The organism is Bradyrhizobium sp. SZCCHNR1093, from assembly GCF_032381175.1.
GTDB lineage: Bacteria > Pseudomonadota > Alphaproteobacteria > Rhizobiales > Xanthobacteraceae > Bradyrhizobium.
The window spans coordinates 152,593-171,880 of record NZ_JAUHJJ010000010.1; the positions used below are offsets into that span (position 1 = coordinate 152,593).

The 19,288-nt window shown below is 61.6% G+C and carries 19 protein-coding genes; 18 read left to right on the top strand and 1 reads right to left on the bottom strand.

Going from position 1 to position 19,288, the window contains the following annotated elements; genetic code table 11:
* Positions 1-2 precede the first annotated feature (2 nt).
* The 17 genes from QX070_RS26610 (at position 3) to QX070_RS26690 (ending at position 15,395) form a co-directional block, all read left to right on the top strand.
* Positions 3-587, top strand: a complete 585-nt coding sequence (locus tag QX070_RS26610; protein WP_315740125.1) for a hypothetical protein — start codon at positions 3-5, stop codon at positions 585-587.
* On the top strand, positions 587-2,053 hold the full coding sequence (locus QX070_RS26615) for a hypothetical protein (RefSeq protein WP_315740126.1): 1,467 nt from the start codon (positions 587-589) through the stop codon (positions 2,051-2,053). Before QX070_RS26610 ends, QX070_RS26615 begins: the two co-directional genes overlap by 1 nt.
* A 15-nt stretch (positions 2,054-2,068) precedes the next feature.
* Entirely contained in the window at positions 2,069-2,326 is a 258-nt protein-coding gene (locus QX070_RS26620; RefSeq protein WP_315740127.1) for a hypothetical protein, read from the top strand.
* Positions 2,307-2,666, top strand: a complete 360-nt coding sequence (locus tag QX070_RS26625; RefSeq protein ID WP_315740128.1) for a GPW/gp25 family protein — start codon at positions 2,307-2,309, stop codon at positions 2,664-2,666. The genes QX070_RS26620 and QX070_RS26625 overlap by 20 nt, the downstream gene beginning before the upstream one ends.
* A gap of 10 nt (positions 2,667-2,676) precedes the next feature.
* Complete coding sequence (locus tag QX070_RS26630; protein ID WP_315740129.1) at positions 2,677-3,552, top strand: baseplate J/gp47 family protein; 876 nt, start codon at positions 2,677-2,679, stop codon at positions 3,550-3,552.
* A gap of 3 nt (positions 3,553-3,555) precedes the next feature.
* Positions 3,556-4,767 (top strand): phage tail protein I, encoded by a 1,212-nt coding sequence (locus tag QX070_RS26635; RefSeq protein WP_315740130.1) that lies wholly within the window; start codon positions 3,556-3,558, stop codon positions 4,765-4,767.
* A 76-nt stretch (positions 4,768-4,843) separates the two neighbouring features.
* Positions 4,844-7,117 (top strand): hypothetical protein, encoded by a 2,274-nt coding sequence (locus QX070_RS26640; protein WP_315740131.1) that lies wholly within the window; start codon positions 4,844-4,846, stop codon positions 7,115-7,117.
* 12 nt (positions 7,118-7,129) lie between these two features.
* Positions 7,130-7,360 carry a hypothetical protein gene (locus tag QX070_RS26645; RefSeq protein ID WP_315740132.1) on the top strand — a complete coding sequence of 77 codons (231 nt, stop codon included), beginning with the start codon at positions 7,130-7,132 and terminating at the stop codon, positions 7,358-7,360.
* Between the two features lie 5 nt (positions 7,361-7,365).
* Positions 7,366-9,162, top strand: a complete 1,797-nt coding sequence (locus tag QX070_RS26650; protein ID WP_315740133.1) for a tail fiber domain-containing protein — start codon at positions 7,366-7,368, stop codon at positions 9,160-9,162.
* A gap of 230 nt (positions 9,163-9,392) precedes the next feature.
* Entirely contained in the window at positions 9,393-9,710 is a 318-nt protein-coding gene (locus QX070_RS26655; protein ID WP_315740134.1) for a hypothetical protein, read from the top strand.
* A gap of 2 nt (positions 9,711-9,712) precedes the next feature.
* Complete coding sequence (locus QX070_RS26660; RefSeq protein ID WP_315740135.1) at positions 9,713-10,258, top strand: hypothetical protein; 546 nt, start codon at positions 9,713-9,715, stop codon at positions 10,256-10,258.
* Positions 10,259-10,271: 13 nt separating this feature from the next.
* Entirely contained in the window at positions 10,272-10,889 is a 618-nt protein-coding gene (locus QX070_RS26665; protein ID WP_315740136.1) for a hypothetical protein, read from the top strand.
* Positions 10,890-10,914: 25 nt separating this feature from the next.
* Entirely contained in the window at positions 10,915-12,174 is a 1,260-nt protein-coding gene (locus QX070_RS26670) for a radical SAM/SPASM domain-containing protein (protein ID WP_315740137.1), read from the top strand.
* Complete coding sequence (locus QX070_RS26675; RefSeq protein ID WP_315740138.1) at positions 12,158-12,892, top strand: aspartyl/asparaginyl beta-hydroxylase domain-containing protein; 735 nt, start codon at positions 12,158-12,160, stop codon at positions 12,890-12,892. The genes QX070_RS26670 and QX070_RS26675 overlap by 17 nt, the downstream gene beginning before the upstream one ends.
* Before the next feature lie 88 nt (positions 12,893-12,980).
* Positions 12,981-14,414, top strand: coding sequence for a phage tail sheath subtilisin-like domain-containing protein (locus QX070_RS26680; RefSeq protein ID WP_315740139.1), 1,434 nt, complete (start codon positions 12,981-12,983; stop codon positions 14,412-14,414).
* Between the two features lie 99 nt (positions 14,415-14,513).
* Positions 14,514-15,044, top strand: coding sequence for a phage major tail tube protein (locus tag QX070_RS26685; RefSeq protein ID WP_315740140.1), 531 nt, complete (start codon positions 14,514-14,516; stop codon positions 15,042-15,044).
* 78 nt (positions 15,045-15,122) lie between these two features.
* Positions 15,123-15,395: a phage tail assembly protein gene (locus tag QX070_RS26690; protein WP_315740141.1), complete on the top strand. Its 273-nt coding sequence runs from the start codon at positions 15,123-15,125 to the stop codon at positions 15,393-15,395.
* Positions 15,396-15,731: 336 nt separating this feature from the next.
* Here the strand turns inward: QX070_RS26690 and QX070_RS26695 are convergent, their stop codons facing one another.
* Positions 15,732-16,022, bottom strand: a complete 291-nt coding sequence (locus tag QX070_RS26695) for a hypothetical protein (protein WP_315740142.1) — start codon at positions 16,020-16,022, stop codon at positions 15,732-15,734.
* Here QX070_RS26695 and QX070_RS26700 point away from each other — a divergent pair.
* Positions 16,002-19,244: a hypothetical protein gene (locus QX070_RS26700; RefSeq protein WP_315740143.1), complete on the top strand. Its 3,243-nt coding sequence runs from the start codon at positions 16,002-16,004 to the stop codon at positions 19,242-19,244. The two genes, QX070_RS26695 and QX070_RS26700, sit on opposite strands and share 21 nt — an antisense overlap.
* Positions 19,245-19,288 lie beyond the last annotated feature (44 nt).

The following is a 19,288-nucleotide window of genomic DNA, read 5'->3' on the forward strand; positions in this document are numbered from 1 at the left end:
TGATGGGAAAAGTCGTCGACTTCCGCCAGAAGATCATCGACGGGATCAAGACGCTGTACCCGACAATGGACGTCGAATGGTACGACGGCCTGTTCGATGAGAAAGACATCGCCGACTGGACGCTGAAGACGCCATGCGCTCGCGTCGCGGTGATGGCCTCGAAGAGCGATCCGACCTTCACGGGCGAGCTGAATGCTCTGCTCCGGGTTGTCGTGGTCTTGATCGACGAGAACAAATACGTGTCGCTCGATGGCGACTCGCGGGCCTGGGACATGGTCGAGACCGTGGCCACCTGGGCTCATCAAAATCAGTTTGGACATCCCGATGCCGCTCCTGCTCAGAACGTCCAGTTCAAGCGCATCAGCCAGCCTGTCTTGAGGCGCGAAGGCGTCTCTGTCGGCGTGGTCGAGTGGCACAGCGATCTCATGATCGGCACCAACAAGGTGCTGCAGCGAGACTTCGTCTGGAATAGCGGCCAGATGGTCACCAAGGTGCCGAGCACCAAGGCAAAGATCCTCGGTCATGTGGAGACTGCAGCGGGTCTGTCCGGCGACGAGACGGTCGATGTGACACCCGAGGTGCCGTAATGGTGCGTGCAATTCACGCGATGGAGCGCCGGCTCCAGGATTTGGAGCGCAAGTTCCAGAACAAGGAGCGGCTCGGAAAGATCGTCGCGGTCAAGTTCGAGAAGAATCGCTGGTACGTCAAGATGAACGACGGCGAGGATCAGACCCCGAGCGGGAATGAGACCTACTCGAAGCAAGACACCTTCAAGAGCGACTGGCAGCCCTGGCAAAGCCACTCGCATGCGACGATCAAGTATTCGGTTCCGCCGAAGATCGGGATGCACGGCATCCTGCGCTCGGTCGGCGGCATCCCCGAGCTGGGGACGGTCGAGCCGTTCCATTACGGCCCGGACACGCCATCGCCACACGGCAAGCAGGATGAGACGGTCGGGCTGATCCACGAGAAAGAGGATCAGCAGCACTGGATCCACCAGACCAAGGATTCGAACCACCTGATCATCAAGACCAAGAAGAAGCAGCAGGGCGCCCCCACGGGACTCGGCGATATCTCTGGTCTCGGCGATCTCGCAGGCATCAGCCAGATGGCCGGCCTAAGCGGCATGGACTTCTCCGGCATGCTCGGCGGCCTCAGCAATCTCGGCAACCTGGGCAACCTCGCCAACCTCGACATCTCGAACATCGCCAACATGGCGGGCCTTTCGCAGCTGTCGGGCCTCAACCTCGGCCAGCTCGCCAATGTTGGCCAGCTCGCCAACTTGTCCGGCCTCCCAGGGCTGTCCCAACTCGGCAATCTCGCCGGCATCGCCAACCAGGTCGCCTCCGGCAACCTCATGGGCGTCGTCGGTCAGATGATCGGCGGCGGCGCGGGCGGAGCGGCCGGCATCCCGGCGAGCCTTGCAGGCGGCAGTGGAGGAGGTGGCGGCGGTGGAGGTGGAAGCGGATCTGGCAGCTCGGACACGAGCAGCTCGGATGCCTCATCGTCCGATCAACAGCAGCAGTCACAGCAGACGCAGCCGCCCAAGCTTCCGGAAGTGCCGGAAGAGGGCGATGACGGCGTCACGCGGCAGCTGGCCGACAAGGAGAAGATCCTCAAGACGGTCGGCAAGAATAAGTCCTACTACAGGCAGGATGAGAAGCTGGTCAACGTCCGCTATGGCGAAAAGGGAGCCAAGGGCGACGTCCTGATGGACGAGAACCAGGTCAAGATCCAGTTCAAGGACAAGAAGGCCAGCGTCAAGTGGACTGAGAACTACCTGAACGTCACCTACGGTGAGAACCAAGCCAACATCAAGCTGGACCAGGACGCGATTGTCCTGAAGCACGGCGATGGGACGACAGTCACATTCCACAAAGACCACGTCGAGGTGAAGGGCGCGAACAGCTGCTCGGCCGGCGTCGATGGCCGATGGGTCAACATCACGAAGGAGCGCGTCAACCTCGGAGTCTCCGGACCCAATGAGCAGGCTGACCAGCGCGTTATGACAGAGGCTGGACCATCTCAGGTGGTCTGGGCCAAGATCGCGTAGCGAGAAAGAAGAAAAATGAAGACCTACGAAGTTATCAAGGATTTCTGGCGCAAGGGCATCATGGTGCCGGCCGGCTCCGTCATCACCGCGGTCGAGGCTGAGGTCAAGTATCTCAAGCACGTCGTGCAGGAGAAGGTCGAAGAGGCCGAGGCCGTCGTGGCCAAGGTCGAGGAGACCGTCACCAAGGCGGTGACCGCGGCGAAGGCTGTCGAGACCAAGGTGCTCGGTGCCGTTGCTTCGGAGAAGCCGGCCGATGGCAACGCTTCCAAGTGAGCACCTGGTCGACATCGATCGTGAGACCGGCGAACTGATCCAGGGCTGGCCCCGGATCAAGCAGAGCATCTTCGTCATCCTCACCACCCGCCTCAAGGTTCGCCTGATGCGGGCGTGGTGGGGGTCGAAGTTTCAGGACATGCAGGACAAGCCCTCCAACGAGGAGACGATGATGTCCGGCATGATGGCCGCGATCGCCGCGATCAACACCTACGAGCCGGAGTTCAAGGTCACGCGAGTGGCTATTGACGAGGCCGACGCGACCGGTGCGATCACGATCACCATCGATGGAATCGACCTCGTAGAGCAGGTGCTGCGGAGAACTTCGGTCACCATCTAGCGAGGGTTGAATGCCCAATTACACGTCGCCCGCGCTGTATATCGACTTCGCGCGTCTTCCCCCACCCGACGTCATCGAGACCATTGATTACGAGGTTCTGCTCCAGCGCTACAAGGACGAGGTTCTCGAAAAGAACCCGAAGCTGAAGGCAGCGCTTGCCCTCGAACAGTCTCCGACCAACGTCATCCTGGAGCCGCAGGCCTACGGCGAGGTCCTGGTGCGAGCGCGGGTCAACGCCGCTGCACGCGCCGTCATGCTGGCCTTCGCCAAGGGCGCGGACCTCGAAAACCTGGCTGCCTTCTTCGGCGTTGAGCGCCTGCCGGACGAGCTGGATGACAGCCTCCGGCGCCGCGCTCAGATGGCGCCAGAAGCCTATTCGACGGCCGGCTCCGAGGGAGCCTACATCTTCCAGGCCCTGAGCGCCGACGTCCGCATCCGCGACGCAACGGCGACCAAGGTCAACAAATTCGGCGGCGTCAAAGTCGCCGTCATGCAGAGCGGAACCGACCCGGTACCGACCAAGGACATCATCGCCAACGTCGTGAAGCGCTTGAACCAGAAAGGGATCAAGCCGCTGACCGACGTCATCTCGGTCTGTCCGGTCATGCCGCTGCGGACGCAGATCGTTGCCAACGTCACGCTGTATCCAGGACCCGATGCCGCACTGGTCATGAGCGACATCGGAACGGCCCTGACGAAGGTCCGCACCAACGTCTCCATGATCGGACGCGATCTGACCAGGTCGGCAATCATTTCGGCGCTCAACCAGAATGGCGTCCAGAACGTCGACCTGATCTCGCCGGCTGCCGATGTCGTGGCCGGCAATGACCAGTGCGTCGTCATCGATTCCGCGAAGGTCACGCCGCTCCCGACTAGATTGGAGTAAGCCATGGCCCCGTTCCCGACGCGCAGGATGGATCACATCCTGTCCCCGAATGCGACGGAGTACGAGCGCACGCTGGCCTCCCAGGTCGAACGCCTGCTCGAAATCGACATCCCGATCCGGAAGCTCTGGAATCCGTGGACCTGCCCTGAGAACCTGCTGCCTTACCTGGCCTGGGCTGTCTCGGTAGACCTGTGGGACTCGGAATGGCCGCTGACGAAGCGCCGGAGCGTGGTCGCGAATGCGATCAAGCATCACCAGATCAAGGGCACGCTGAAGGCCATCGAGACCTACGTCGACCTCGTCGACAGCAAGGTCCTGAAGGCCACGACGCCGCCGGCAAAGGTGTTCTCAGGCCCCTCGCTCAACAAGGAGCAGCGGGAAGCCTGGCTCGCCAAGCTGCCGCAGGTTCGGATCTACCAGAATTACCTGCGCGGCGCCGCCCGGCGTCGCATCTTCTCAGGCGGAAGCCGCTACAGCAGCTTTCTGAAGAAGAAGTTCCCGACGCCGAATGAGGCGATCACGCGGCTTTCGAAGCGAGCGTCCTGGGTCGTCAATGGTGTCGAGACCGACACCAAGATCGACAACGAAGGTACCTACTTCAGGCTCTACATCAAGGCTGTCCGGCCGTATTCGACATTCTGCAACACGCCGCTTGGCCTGAAGAAGAAGTTTCCGATCCCATCCACGGCAGCCAGCAGGATCGTCACGATCGCCCCGATCGTCATCGCGCCATGGCGCAGAGCGGTCGGTCCGCAGATCGAGCCGGTGTCAACCACGCCGGAGCTGATCACCATCTCCGGCAAGGAAGGCAAAGCCGTCTATTCCGGTCGCCCCATCCACAAGCGGTTCTTCGTGCCCTCAATGGCACCGTACCACACCTACGAGCGGTATGCGGTCAATGACGGGTCCGCTGCAGACGCCAAACGTCCATCGATCCAATTCATGGGCGTCGGGCGGTATGGCATCGAGCCGCACTCGGCCGAGCTGAAGATCCAGATGCAGACGCGGTGGAGCAAATACAAGGCACGTCTCGCGCAGCCATTTGCTCCGAAAACGCGCTTCTTCACGCCGCATGACGGCACGCTGATGACCAAGAACCGACAGGCCATCATCGCGGCCAAGCGCATGACCGACAAGATCCTGCTCGATACCGACACCAAGCCTGGCTTCGTCGCCGGCCTGCCGCGGTTCGCGGGCAGCCCGATCATCATCTGACAATAACCAGAATGCATTAAGCCCATCGTCCGCGGGGACGGTGGGCCTTTTCGCGTTCGCAGCAAGAGGCCCTTAGATGGACCAGCAAGTCATCTTTCGCGATTATCAGGAACAGACCGCGACCGATCACAACAACATCCAGGAATACGTTCAGACGGCGATGGACCACATTGTCGCCGATGCCGTTTCTGCGACACGGAAGTACTCCGGACTGATGATCACCAAGACCGGGCAGGTCGAGGTCACGGTCGGCGCAGGTCGCGTCTACGATACGGGCGCCGTCTATGCACTCCGCTCGGTCCTGACCCAGTCGCTCGCCACCTACGTGGCCGCAGCGGCCCGGCGCATCGTGACGATCTCGGCCTATGGCCAGGAGGTCGAGACCGACGACGAGCAGCGCGACTATCTGACGGACGTCGATACGGGAACCGTGGAGCCGCGCTCGGTCGCCATGACCCGCTCCCGCAACGTCCAGATCGTTTTCACGGCCGGCGCCGAGGCTGCCGACCCTGTCCCGGCTGCTGTCCCGGCCACCCATGTGGTGATCGCGAATGTGATGCTGGACACCACGCAGATCGTTTCGATCGACATCCAGGACCAGAACAAGGTCGTCTCGACCGACGCACTGGATATCCGGACCGACCTGCTGGAGACCTTCCGGTCGATCATCGAGCCGCGCGTCACCTCGCTGGCGTCGGACCTCGCCGACCTCGCGAACCGCATGACCGGCCTGAGCAGCGCCTCCGACCTGTCCCGCATCTACCTCGACCTGGCTCGGGTCAAGGAGAGCCTGCGCTATCCGGCTGACGCCTCCGGCTTTGATACCGACTTCTTCCTCGATCAGACGAAGTCGGACATGACCAACAGCAAGCTGCTGGGCTTCGACGCCAGGGTCGAGGAGGGCATCCGCTTCAACAACGCCAACGCGAACCAGTTCGAGATCTCGCTGTTCTCGGCGAACGATCCGAACGCGGCGATGGCCGGCGGCTACCTGATGCCGAAATACACCAACGTGCTGAAGATCCAGACCGGCAATTACACCGAGTCGCTTGGCATCGCGCAGTACGGCTACCAGGTGCATTCGATGAAGGTCGGGTACATGTCCCGCACCCGCATCCGGTACGGCGGAAGCTACACGGTCTGCACCAACGGCAACGCCTGGAGCACGCCCGGAAATCCGGTCGACACCACCAATCTGTACGACTTCAACACCATCGAATACTCGACGGTCACGAACAACTACAACGTTCACGGCAACGGTGACGGCGCCTGGTCACAGCGGACCGACTACTACTGGCTCGACACCTGGGAAGAGCCGTTCATGTATGAGGTCACCACGAACCTCTCCGTGACTGGTGCTCAGGTTGCACAGACCTTCCTGGTGTCGAACGACATCATCGCGACTCAGGTGGGCTTCTACATCACCCAGAAGGCCGCGAACGAAGACATCCACGTCGCTCTCTGCGAGGTGACTGCAGGCCAGCCCGACCTCGAAAAGGTCGTGCTAAAGACGGTCTACGCGCAGCAGAACATCGTCACGGGTTGGAACCTGTGTCCGATCCAGCCGACCTTCCTCGCGAAGGGCAAGCGCTATGCCTTCGTGTTCATTTCGAACGCGAACCATCAGATCGGCATGACCAACGGTCAGTCCTATCTGGACGGTACGTTCTTCTACTCGACGGACGGCATCTACTACATGGGTGACCTGACCAAGGACATGATGATCCAGGTCTATGGCGCTCAGTTCGCTTCCTCCCAGGTCGCGATCGAGTTCGCTCCGATCAACCTCGACGGCGGCTTCCGCGACATCGACATCCTCGCTGAGCAGTGGGTGCCGGGCTCGTGCGAGCTTGTCTACGAGATGCGGCCGAACGGTACCGGCGAGTGGCAGCCGCTGACCCAGGATAACTCTGGCGTGCTCGCGGTCGCTCCGCCGCTGGCTCAGTTCCGGGCTCGCTTCGTCGGCACCAGGGACATGATGCCGATCCTGCATCTCACGGGATCGCGCGTCCATGTCTCGCGGCCGAAGACGGCCCTCAAGCACGTCTCGACGACGATGACGGTGCCGGCTCTGTCGAACGTCACGCACAACCTGACCTTCGTCAACCTGCTCGAAATGTTCGATCCGACGCCGCACACCTACGCGATGACGGTTCGGGTCGGCTCGACGGAATACTCGCCCGACACCACGGTCACGGTGCTGAAGGATGCAAAGGCGAAGCGATACGAGAAGACCTACACCTTCAGTCTGCCGGCCGGAACCACACAGTTCACGATTGAGCAGACCGGAACGACCAACTCGCCGCAGGTCACGTACCACGTTGCCGAGCGGTCGTTCTACAGCAAGTAAGGAACCAACCTCATGGCCGACACTGAAAACGCAGCCGCTCCGGCGGCTGCTGCACCCGTTGCTGTGCCGACGAATACTCCTCCGAAGCTCGCCGTCGATCCGGCGAAGAGCTATCGCCTGAAGCTCGCGCGGGCCATCGAGGTCGCTCCCAAGATCTGGGCGCGTCCCGGGCACGAGGTGATCGTCAAGGGCAACCTGATCGCTGGCCTCGGTGACGCCGTCATCGGCTACGAAGAGGTCTAAGCCCGATGGCGCGCAGGTACGATCAATTCTATCGGGTCAAGGCGAGGGATAATCTCGGTGACCCCGAGTATTGGAACCAGCGCTTCGAAGACCTCGACCGCCGAATCAACTCGAACGAGGACGGTCTTGCTGCCATCGGCGGCTTGACCTCTTACGTCGAGGGACTCGCACTCAACCGTCTCGATCTCGTTCTGGCGCCCGCGCTCGACAAGATCGCGCTGGTGTCCGAGCAGGGCTTCCTGCTGGCGCACGCCAACAACTCGGTGACGCTGAACGTCGCGACCACCCAGACCTTCGCGATCCCTGATGAGGCAGAGCGTGACCTCTTCGCGCCATCGCCGTTCGTCACGATCGTCAGGCAGGCCAACACCACCGACTATGCGTTCGCAAAGCTCGTCAACTGGAACCGCAGCAGCGGCCAGTTGACCCTGCAGCCCATCCAGATTTTCGGCAATGCCGGACCGTTCTCGGACTGGATCATCTACGTTGGCACCGCGCTGCCGCAGGTGGTGACGCAGGCGTTGATGGATGCTCAGGCAGCCCGCGACGCAGCGAAGGCCTATCGGGACACGGCTTCGACGTACGCGACCCAGACCGGTCAGGACAAGTCCGCGGTCGCTCAGATGAAGTCGGATGCTCTTGCAGCTCGCGACCAGTGTGCGACCTATGCGGCGAACGCCCAGATCTTCGATCCGTCATTCTACATCAAGAAGGACGTCGGCGGCACGTTCAGCGCCTCTGTCAACTTCACCGTCAGCCCGACAGTACCGACCGTCACGGCCGGCGATAACTCGCTGAAGGCGGCATCGACCGCCTACGTCAAGAACGCGATCGACGCTCTGGTCAATGGTGCTCCCGGGACCTTGGACACGCTCAAGGAGATCGCGGATCAGCTGGCGTCCGACGAGAGCGCCGTCGGCGCACTGACCACTTCGGTGGCTGGGAGGTTGCAGAAGGATCAGAACCTCGGGGACCTGCCGAACAAGGCCGCGGCTCTGACGAACCTCGGCATCTCGTTCGCGACCCCGACTGGGGCTGCGACGATGAATGCTTCGGCCGGAACGGCAACGACCTATATGCGGTCGGATGCGAGCATCAGGCTCGACATGTCGATCCAGCCGACGTGGACCGGCAAACATATTCACCAGTTCAGCTCTGGACAGACATACGGCTTCAACCACAACACCTACGGTGGCCTAGCGGTCTATGCGCCTGACCAGGGCGCCGCATTCGTCACCTATCACCGCGGTGCCTATGCGGTGCAGGCCGGCCTCGATGGCGATAACTGGTGGCGAATCGGCGGATGGTCGGATGGGGCGAACTGGCGCTTCGGCGTGTCTGCTGCAGGTGACGGATATTTCCGGCGATCTCTTGGAGTCGGTGCTTTGCCAACTGGCGCTGGCGGCTCGATCGTCGCGACAGGCGACATCACGTACGGATACTCTGACATTCGCCTGAAGGACGAGATCCAGGTCATCGCTGATGCGCTGGTGAAAATCCGGAAACTTCGCGGTGTTACGTGGTCTCAGAGCAGGCTAGCCAAGGTTTTGGACGCGCCTGAGCAGAAGCGGCGGAAGGCTGGTTTGCTGGCGCAGGACCTGCGTGAGGTCCTCCCGGAAGCGGTCGGACTTGCCCCGTTCGACATGGACGAGAACGGGAATAGCAAGTCGGGACTCGAGCTGCTCAATATCTACTACGAGCAAATCTCGGGCCTCCTGGTCGAGGGAATCAAGGCGCTTGCCGACAAGAATGACGGACTTGAAGCGCGTCTCGCAAAGATCGAAGCACTGATGGGGGTATAAAATGGCAGTTCCTTCCTCAGGAGCCGTCGCGTTCTCGACCGTCAACAGCGTGTTCGGGTGGGGAAGCTCGATGAGCAACTATGCTGGTCGAACCTATTATTACGGCGCGAGCCAGACCTCGACGTTCCCGTCGAGCAATTTCCCAATGTCCCGGTTTTACGGGACATCGGGCCACGACGAGTGGAACTGCGCCTGCGACTGCAACTGCGTATGCACAAAATGAGGTAATCATGGACCAGCTTGGCAACACTTTCAGCTACCGGGTGAACGACTGCAGTCCGGACGGCTGGGCTCGCGTCGAATACAGGCACCAGGTGCTCGGTAGTCTGGTCAAGCAGGTCTTTATCCCTCTGAACCATTCGGCTGAGGAGCAGCGTGGCGCGATCGCCATGCAGTTCCCGTCGACCGCCTTCCATGCGCGATACCTCGCCATGTTGGCGCGGGAGGCCGCACTGGCCCCCGCGTCCTTGGAAGGTCAACTCACGTACCGGATCGATCGTCCCATGGAGGATCCTGTCGGTCTGCCCGTTGAAACTCCAAAGGTGTGACGATGCAGTTCAGGCGCATCCGTTTCGAGAACTTCACGATCACCATCTTCACGGCGCATGCCGGGGAAGAGCGCGTCTGCCCTCCATCAGAGTTGACGCGGGGGCTGACCGCTGCTGACGCTCCGGCAATCGCTCATCTGCTTGAAGGCAAGGACGACGCCCGCCCACTCCATACGATTCCAATCTACACGAAGGGCGGGTTCGAGGCTCTTGGCGGCGATCATGCGCCAGACCCGCGCCCCGCCGGCAGCGGCGCCACCCAGTTCGTAACGGGCATCGACAATTACCGGCTCCGCGCTACTGCGGAAGGGAGCGAGTATCACTGCATCACCCCGAAGAGCCAGGTGCCGGTGTTCTGGCAACGCGCATTCGTCACCGGTCAGGCCGGTGACCAGTTCGAGGTGCTGCCGAACAGTTACCTCTACGTCGCGGAAGGCTCTGTCGAGCTGGCCGGCAGAACGTTCGCGGGTCCGACAATGCTGGAAATCACCAATCCGCTCACGGCGAAGATCATAGAGCCTGTGATGGGCGCCAAGCTCTGGCGCTGAAAGGTTACGAACGATGCCAACGATCCGCTTCCTCACACCAGCCGACACTCCGGACATGTGCGCCATCATCGACAAGCACGGGAGCGGGATGGCGGCGTGGTGCAACGATCCATCGGCACCACAGAAGCAGAACTTCCGCCAGCTCGCAAAGGATCATGTGGACCTCTGCTTTGAGCATGCGATGTCGAACTTCTGGGGCTACTTCGATGACGATGGAAAGCTCGTCGCCTGGGTCAACTTTACCCGTTGGGCAGACAGCACCAACGTCACCATCCGATCAGTGATCGAAGATCCCGACGCCGGCCTGTCACGGCGAGATGGCGCCTGGTGGTCCGACGCCGCGGTCGATCTCGTGAACTGGGGGATTGGCTTCTTCTGGTCCGAAGGAGTGTCGACGTTCTGGTGCCGCCTGTTTGAGGGCAAGGAGGGCCGGCATGTGTCGGCTCACCCAAACTGCCAATTGACGCAATACAGCCGTGAGAAGGTCGTCGACATCCCGGGAGGCCAACAGCCTCCGAAGGAATACCGGAGGGTCACCTGGTCACCGTTCGACGATGCGACGGCGATCTACCGGTTCTCTGATCCGCTGCCTCTGGTGGCATACCTCGAAAGCGCAAATGATCCGACTTGAAATGCTGAGTAAGGACGGAGAGGTCGTGCCTCTGTTCTACGATCAGCACACATCGCGCCTGCTCGACAATGACGGCTTCAGGGCCGTCGACTTTAGCAACAACCCGCTTCTCGAACGCGAGTCGGTGCAGGCCCGGTCGTTCGTCGCGGTGGACTATGATCAGCCTGGACGCAAGGTTCGGCAGGTCAAGAAGCTGAAGATCCAGCTCGGCCTCGGCTGCAACAAGTCATGTGCCTACTGCCTCCAGGCGGCGCAACTTCAAAAGGCCGCTGCGTCATCGACGCGCGACGCCAGCGAGTTTCTGGCGAACATCGATAGTTGGATTGATGCCCCGGAAGGGATGGAGAAGGTCGAGTTATGGGGCGGCGAGCCGCTGCTCTACTGGAAAAAAATCGAGATCCTCGCCCCGACGCTGATCGCGAAGTTCCCAAATGCGCGGTTCTCGATCATCACCAACGGCGAGCTGCTCACGCGGGAGATCGTCGACCAGCTCAAGGCCTGGAACTTCTCGATGGCAATCAGCCACGACGGACCCGGTCAGGCTGTGCGAGGGAGCGACCCGTTCGACGATCCGCACCAACTTGCGATGATCCAGTACGCGCAGCTAACCTTTCATCCGCGCTTTTCGTTCAACGCAGTGCTGACGCCTGCGAGTCACGACGTCAACGCCATCATCGAGTGGTTTCAGGACCGCTTCCCAGGGTGCAACGTCGGGTTCGAGGGTGTCGTTCACAGCTACGCAAGCGACCCCGCCTCGATCTTCTCGGAGGACCAGCTGGGTCAATTCAGCGATACCCTGTCGCGGAAGCTGGCGGATGGATCGGCCCTGCGCTCTCTGGCCCTCCAAGACAAGCTGAAGCGAGCTGTCAGCTCGCTCGTCAACGAACGCTCCTCGGAGTCGCTCTTCCAGAAGTGCGGCATGGACCTGCCGGAATATCTGGCGGTCGACCTGAAGGGCAACGTAATGACGTGCCAAAATGTGGGCGCCAACGGCAACCACAAGATCGGACACGTCAGCACCTTCGAGAATATCGCCCTGAACACCTCGCGGCACTGGAGCAAGCGTCCCGAGTGCCAGAGCTGCCCAGTCCTGCAGCTTTGCCAGGGTGCCTGTATGTATCAGGGTGGCGACAACTGGACGCACAGCTGCAACGCCGAGTTCTACTACAACTTGGCCTTCTTCAGGGCTGCGTTGTTCATCCTGACCGGCCGATGGCTAATAGGTTTCAGCGGCGGCATCGTCAGGCCAACGCTCAAGAAGGATCGCAATGTCGAAGTTCGCTGATCTGGTCGACAAACTCGACAAAATCCCACACCTCGACCTCGGTAAGAGATACGACACGGATCTCTTACAGACGGAGCTGTCGAACATCGATCCAGCTCTGTTCGTTCCATTTCGATCGAAGAGCAGGAATGCTGCTCACATCGCGAAGTTCTGGAGCGGGCTGTCGCTGATCGCTCCTAACGGCTCGCTCCACGACGACCTTACCGAGGTCCCGTATCAAGGTCGCACCGGGTACGTGTGGACGCGCGTGGCTGAGAGCAGCCCCTACATTAAAAACATCGTCGCCGAGCTTGGTGGAGAGGGGCAGCGGGTCAGGATTATGCGTGTCCAGGCCGGGGGCAGTCTGACATGGCACCGTCATGGATCTGAGCTGTCCATGATCACGGGCGTAAACGGCAGACGCCCGAACTGGTATGATCTGATTGTCCACGTTCCGATCCGGACCAATCCAGACTTCAGCTACGAGGTGATCGACACCGAGGTGTACGAGCTGGCCGACTATTCGGTCGGCGAGCTACGGATCCACCGGAAGAACTACCCGGCAGGAGAGGCCTGGGCATTTAACAGCGCGCACTATCACAATGTCTTCAACCGTTCGAAGACAGGAGACCGGTACGCCATCATGCTCACCCTCGACATCAGAATGAGGAAGACGTTTGACATCGTCTCCGATGCCGTCGAACGATACATCGCCAATGGCGAAGGACCATTGATGTAGGCCTTGGCCGCATCGCATCTAACACCAACACAAACCTCCACCAGGCCGCCCATCACCGGGCGGCTTTTTTCGTTTGGGAGAACCATACGTGACTGTTCAATATCTCCACGGCATCGAGACGATCGAACTCGACAGCCCCTCGGGTCCTGTTGAGACCGTCAAGTCGAACGTGATCGGCTTGGTCGGAACCGCCCCGAACGCGGACCCGGATATCTTCCCGCTCAACACTCCGGTCCCGGTGTTCGCCGACGCCCTGAAGGCAGGCCAGCTCAAGAGCGATGGCACCCTGCTCGACGCCGTGGACGCTATCTACAGCCAGAAGTCGGCCGTGGTCGTGGTGACCCGCGTGGCGGAAGGCCAGAGCATGGAAGGGACCTGGTCGAACGCGGTTGGCTCGCCGACCGGCAAGACCGGCATCTGGTCGCTCCTGAAGTCGCGTCCGACGCTGCAGGTCATCCCGAAGCTGCTCTGTGCACCCGGCCTCACCTCCGGTCGCCCGACCAATGGCGTCAAGAACCTGGTCATCGGCGACGTCGGCCAGAACTACGTGCTCTCCACGACCACGATCATCATCGACGCACCTCCGGCCGGCGGCCGGCAGGCCAAGGCGGTGCCCCAGGTTGTTGGGGGCAAGCTGACCGGCGCGATCATCACCGACCCCGGCTATGGCTACGTCGCAGTGCCCAGCGTGGCCGTGACGGGCGCCGGCACTGGCGCAACCCTCACCGCAACCCTCGGCCACGTTGCCAATCCGGTTGGCGTTGCCTTTGCGTCGATCGTCGATCGCCTCCGCGCGGTGGCATTCCTCGACGGTCCCGGCACCTCGTATGAGGACGCTGTCGAGTACCGCGGTGACTACGGCAGCCAGCGCATCTCGATCGTCGACCCCGGCGTCCTGTCTTGGGACACCGAGAACTCGGTCTACGTGCAGAAGCCTGCTTCGGCCTACGCGGCCGGCATCCAGGCCCGCGTCGATGAGGAGAAGGGCTTCTGGTACTCGTTCTCGAACGAGCTGATCCAGAACATCGGAGGCCCCGCACGTCCGGTCGACTTCATGCCGAACGACCGCGACAGCGAAGCCAACATGCTCAACTCCAACCAGGTCACGACCATCATCCACGATGATGGCTTCCGGTTCTGGGGTCTGCGCAACACCGGCACCGACCCGCTCTGGGCTCAGCTGTCGGTCCGCCGCACCGCGGACATGGTGTACGAGAGCCTGGAGCGCGCCGAGCGCGTCCGGCTCGACAAGCCGTTCAGCTACCAGCTGCTCTCCGGCATCCAGGGCGACGTCAACGCTTACCTCCGTCTGCTCCGCTCGCGCGGCGCGCTGATCGGCGGCAAGTGCTGGATCGACAAGTCCATCAACACCCCGGCGACCTTCGCCAACGGTGAGCTGACGGTGGACTTCGATCTAGAGCCCCCGGCCTGCTTGGAGCACCTGCAGTTCCGCGCCCGCCGCAACCCGAACTACTACACGGACTTCATCGAGGAGTTCTCGCGGCAGGTTGCGACCAGCTAAGCGCTGCTTCGTCTCCGCAACGATCACATCACCAAGAGCCATCGCGGGTCGCTCGGTCCTTCCTGGGCCGGACGCGCTCCGTCATGGCCGGAGAGTTAAATGGCAAACAACAACCTTCGCGACTCCAACATTCTCCAGGACTTCACGGTCTGGATCCAGGACATCGGCAAGATCGGCGAGTCCCCCGAGTTCCAGCCCCCGGAGATCAACATCGAGGTCGAAGAGTTTCGCGGTGGCGGCATGGACGGCACCGTCGAGATCCCGATGGGCATCGAGAAGATCGAGTTCGACTTCCAGCTCCACACCTGGGACGAGCAGATCTGGCAAAACCTCGGCTATGGCCCTGGCTCGCTCGACGTTCCGGTCACCTTCCGCGGCTACATGCTGACGGCAGCCGGCGGGGAGAAGGGCGTGATCATCGAGACCCGCTCGCTGATCAAGTCCATCAAGCCCGGCAAGGCCACGCCCGGCAAGAAGGTCGAGATGACGATCAATCTGTGTGCGAATTACTACGCGCACTACATCGACAACAACCTCGTCACCGAGATCGACGTCTTCAACAAGATCACCAACATCGGCGGCGTCGACAAGACCGCCAATGCCCGGCAGATTCTGGGCTTCACCTACTAAGCCCGAGATCTCCCGAACTTCAGGCCTCGCCATCCGGCGGGGCCTTTTTCTTTCCCTGTCACATAGGTGTGCAAGCCAATGACAATCAAAGTGTTCAACCTCACCCATCCCTTCGAATATCGCGGCGCGAACTACATCGAGTTCAAGGCTCGCCGGCCGAAGGTGCGCGATCTCCGCAACTTCGTGAAGAACGTCGACCGCGACAGCGTTGCGGCCTTCGAGAAGGCGTTCGCCGATCTGTGCGAGGTCGACGAGAAGATCATCGCCGAGATCGACATCGAGGACTTCGGTCCGATGAAGGCGTGGTTCGAGGGTTTTTTGAAGCCCATGCTGAACGGATCGGACGAATAATCGAGGACTCGTTCCCAATCTTCGAGCGCTTCCACTGGACGCTTGACGCCGTCGAGGCGCTCGAATGGGACGACTTCCTCTTAATCGCCGATGGCGTTCAGTTCCTGAATAAGCGCGATCAGGAAGCGATGGAAGCCGCGCAAAAGGCCCGGGGGCGTTAACCCCGGGTCACCTTTTCCCTCTCCAGGAGCGGTGATGGCCGACGAAACTCTCGACATTAGGGCCAGGCTTACGGCCGAAGACCAGGCCTCTGCCAATATCAAACGGCTCCTCACCCAGATCAAGCAGCTCGAGGCTCAGATCAAGAAGAGCTTCGCTGCAGCCCCGATCAAGGGATCAATCGTCGATCCCGAAGTCCAGAGCAAAGCGCAGAAGGCGCTCAAGGTCACCGAGAAGGGCTTCAACCGCCTGACCGAAGAACAGAAGCGTTGGGCTCGCGAGCAGAAGATGCTCGGGCGGATGAACACCACGGTCTGGACCAAGATCACCAACGACATCAACAACTCGGTCAGCGCTTTCCAGAAGTCGACCGGCAAGAAGCGCGCCGAGCTGGCGCGTCAGCTCCGCGACCAGGTCGGATACGCACGAGCGTTCCGATACGTCTACATGCAGGAGCACGAGAGACATCAGCGCGCTGTATCCCGGCATCATCAGGCTTTGAGCCGGCTTGAGCTGGCAAAGCAGCGCCGCGACGAGGTGATGGAGCGAGCCAAGAAGCGGCTGTCCGATAGATCCGAGGCTGAGAAGAAGCGTGCGCTCGCTAAGGCGGCCAGGGAGCAGAAGCAGCACCTGGAGAAGCTGGAGCGCCAGGAGCGCCAGGCAGCCCGTGAGCGGGCTCGTGCTGAGAAGCAGGCGCTTGAGGAGCGCGCTCGCGTTCGTCGTGGCCTGAGGCGTGGCTTCAACCGCGTCCGTGAAGTCCCGGGCCGCCTGTCCAGCATTGGACGGACGGTCGGCATCGGAGGCGCGCTGTCTGCAGCCGGCCTCGCCATGGGGACCAGGTCAGCGGTCCGCGCCGCCGTCAACGTCGACGCGGCTGAGACCTCCGCGCGCATGAACATGGACCAGTCCAAGCTCAATGCACGAGACCTGCGCGACAACTGGGCGCTCCCCACTGCTGTCAAGATGGGTATCGACCCTGGCACGCTGATGGGCGGAGCAGTCGAGGCGTCGAAGGCTGGCGTCCCTGAGGGGATGTCCAAGGCGGCCGCGGAGATGTCGTTCAAGACCGCCAAGCGCTTCGGCATCGATCCCAGTGAGATGATGACGGCCATCGGCCGTGCGGTTGCCCAGGAAATCGGCTCCGGCCGCATGCAGGGCAACGATATCACGGGGCTGACCCGCAAGTTCAACATCGCATCGACCCTCGCGGCAGAGACCGCGACCGACCCCGCTGAAACCCTGTCGTTCCTGCGATCTGGTCTCGGTGCTGGTGCATCGGTCGGCATGTCCGACGTCGGCACCATGGCATTCGGCAACGCCGCAATCCTGGCCGGCGCTCAGGCACGTCAGGCGTCGCGCTTCCTGTCCCATCTTGGAGAGCAGTTCTCCGAGCTGGAGATGAAGCGCAAGATGATCAACAGCAAGGGTCATCGGACTGAAGAGGATCGCCTCCTCATGTCGATCCCCAACAGACTCGGCTTCGGCTCGCTCGGAAACATGCGTGCGATGCTGAAGGACAACCCCGACGAGGGCCTGTTCAAGATCATCGAGTCCTTCCGCAACATCAAGGATCTCGAAAAGCGCAGCCAGGCGCTGCATGCCTTCTTCGGTTCTGAGTTCGGACCGATCATCAAGAACATGATCGACGCTCCGGGCAACATGTGGGAGAACCTGAAGATCGCCCGCAGGGCGGCGGCCGAGAACCCAGAGAACAACGGGATCACCCGGGCCTGGGCGGAATACCAGAAGGGCCTTGAGAACATGATGGACCGCCTCGGCGCGGTTTGGAAGGTTCTGAAGGCCGAGATCGGCGACACGCTGAAGCCGTTCATCGAGCAGATCAGCGTCTGGGCTGGCGACATGTATGAGTCGCTCAAGACCGGCGGCATGAAGGAGCGCCTGAGGGCGTTCATCAATGGTCTGATCGAGGGCTTCACCGGGAAGAAGGGAGCGACCCTCCGAGATCTCCTGGATCGGGTTTTCGGAAAGCCTGGCAGCCAGAGTGGCTGGAGCGCCGAGAACATCGGAAAATTCGGCAAGGGCCTCGCTGAAGGAATCACCTCGATCATTTCGGCGATCGGATCTGCCGGAAAGATTATCCTCCAGATGTTCGGACAGAACTCGTCCGATCCTGAGGTGATCGGCAAGTTCGCCGGCCGTATAACCGCATTGGTGGTCGCACTGACGGCGCTGGCCCCGGTGATGAGCGTGTTCTCATCGCTGGTCGTTGGCATCATCGCCATCGGCGCTGCGCTCAAGGGCGTTGGCAAGGGCGTGGTCAGCAAGGCTGTCTTGGCGATGCTCGCCAAGCTCGGAGTTGGTGGCCTCACCGGCGGCATGCTCGGCGGCATCATGATGGGTGATGGCCGCGCGGACAACAGCGCCGAGGACATGGACGCCCTCCAGAAGGAGGCCGGCAAGAGCAGGGGTCAGCCCAAGGGCGAGAACAAGTTCAAGGGCAAGGGTTGGGTGCCGCCTCCGGCGATGAATCCCGGAGAGAGCACCGAGGAGTACCTCAAGCGCCTGGAACTGTTGAAGCGGTCGAGCTACACCGGCCCGACCGACTTCTCCGGTCGTCGTCGCACCAGCCAGGTCGACGAGTTGACGGACCAGCTGAAGAAGCTCGGCGGCAACGTCGAGAAGGCTGCCTTCATCGGCAGCGGCATCGGCTCAACTGGTAGTGCTGTTGCATCGTCTCTTGGAGGCGGTGGCTCCGGCGGTCGCATCATGGCCCTCGGGTCTGGTAGCGGCAGCCCTACCGCGCTGTTCAGCAGCACGCCTGGCCGCATTCTGCCTGACTTCGGTGTCGGCTCCAGCGGCTCGATCCTGCATCGTGGCGGCGGACTCATTCGAAACGGTTCGAACGGGCGCATCATCAGCCCGAGCAACGTCCCCAGCTTCAGCGGCGGGGGAGGATCGTCAGCCGACGACGGTGTCGGAGCTGGCCTGGCCGGCTCTGAGTTCCTGCAGGCAAGGCGCGCTCGGTTCGCTGAGGAGCTGAAGAACGATCCGACCCTGAGGATGCACCTCGCGGCCATGCAGATGACCGAAGGCGCGAGCGGCGGCGGAACGATTGAGGCTCTGATGAACCGCATGGACATGACGGGGCAGTCGCTTCGTCACGGCCTCGGTGCAGGCCAGGACGGTCTTCCGAACACGAAGTTCCAGTTCTACGGGCCGATCAAGCGTCATGAGCTGCCGGGGGCAATCCGGAAGCTTCAGAACGATCCGAAGCTGTTTGCGAAGTACGATCGCTATACGCAGCAGGCGCTCGCCGGAAGCCACAAGATCGGTGGCTTTACCGACCAGGGACTGCCGACCGATCCGAACGGCACCGTCACGCGGCGTCGTAAGGGGTTGCCCGCGCTGCCGACCGTGAACTACGGCGGCAACGAGTTCACCGAATGGCTCGGAAACAAGCGGTCTCGCGATTATCGCCAGATGATCGAGAAGGGCATCGCTGGCGAGACCTCCAAGGTCCCGTCTGCCGGCGCAGCCACGAGCAAGGTGCCGATGCCCGCTACTCCGGGTGCTGGCGCTGGTGATGTTCGCATGGGCGGAGGCGGTCAGGTCGCGATCCACATCAACGGTGGTTCGCATGATCCTGAATCTCTCGCGCTTCTGGTCCAGCGCCGCATCGACGAGTCCATGAACTACCGCGCTCACGACAGCGAGTCCGAATACACCTAATGCGCCTGGCCCTACGGGGCCGGGACACAACTTCCACCGATAGA

Bases quoted from the DNA above. Each gene is read 5' to 3' on its own strand.
- QX070_RS26695 (WP_315740142.1), bottom strand. From the start codon at position 16,022: ATGTCTCTCGTGCTCCTGCATGTAGACGTATCGGAACGCTCGTGCGTA.
- QX070_RS26655 (WP_315740134.1), top strand. From the start codon at position 9,393: ATGGACCAGCTTGGCAACACTTTCAGCTACCGGGTGAACGACTGCAGT.
- QX070_RS26620 (WP_315740127.1), top strand. From the start codon at position 2,069: ATGAAGACCTACGAAGTTATCAAGGATTTCTGGCGCAAGGGCATCATG.
- QX070_RS26700 (WP_315740143.1), top strand. From the start codon at position 16,002: ATGCAGGAGCACGAGAGACATCAGCGCGCTGTATCCCGGCATCATCAG.
- QX070_RS26640 (WP_315740131.1), top strand. From the start codon at position 4,844: ATGGACCAGCAAGTCATCTTTCGCGATTATCAGGAACAGACCGCGACC.
- QX070_RS26650 (WP_315740133.1), top strand. From the start codon at position 7,366: ATGGCGCGCAGGTACGATCAATTCTATCGGGTCAAGGCGAGGGATAAT.
- QX070_RS26635 (WP_315740130.1), top strand. From the start codon at position 3,556: ATGGCCCCGTTCCCGACGCGCAGGATGGATCACATCCTGTCCCCGAAT.
- QX070_RS26610 (WP_315740125.1), top strand. From the start codon at position 3: ATGGGAAAAGTCGTCGACTTCCGCCAGAAGATCATCGACGGGATCAAG.
- QX070_RS26630 (WP_315740129.1), top strand. From the start codon at position 2,677: ATGCCCAATTACACGTCGCCCGCGCTGTATATCGACTTCGCGCGTCTT.
- QX070_RS26660 (WP_315740135.1), top strand. From the start codon at position 9,713: ATGCAGTTCAGGCGCATCCGTTTCGAGAACTTCACGATCACCATCTTC.
- QX070_RS26625 (WP_315740128.1), top strand. From the start codon at position 2,307: ATGGCAACGCTTCCAAGTGAGCACCTGGTCGACATCGATCGTGAGACC.
- QX070_RS26675 (WP_315740138.1), top strand. From the start codon at position 12,158: ATGTCGAAGTTCGCTGATCTGGTCGACAAACTCGACAAAATCCCACAC.
- QX070_RS26645 (WP_315740132.1), top strand. From the start codon at position 7,130: ATGGCCGACACTGAAAACGCAGCCGCTCCGGCGGCTGCTGCACCCGTT.
- QX070_RS26685 (WP_315740140.1), top strand. From the start codon at position 14,514: ATGGCAAACAACAACCTTCGCGACTCCAACATTCTCCAGGACTTCACG.
- QX070_RS26665 (WP_315740136.1), top strand. From the start codon at position 10,272: ATGCCAACGATCCGCTTCCTCACACCAGCCGACACTCCGGACATGTGC.
- QX070_RS26615 (WP_315740126.1), top strand. From the start codon at position 587: ATGGTGCGTGCAATTCACGCGATGGAGCGCCGGCTCCAGGATTTGGAG.
- QX070_RS26690 (WP_315740141.1), top strand. From the start codon at position 15,123: ATGACAATCAAAGTGTTCAACCTCACCCATCCCTTCGAATATCGCGGC.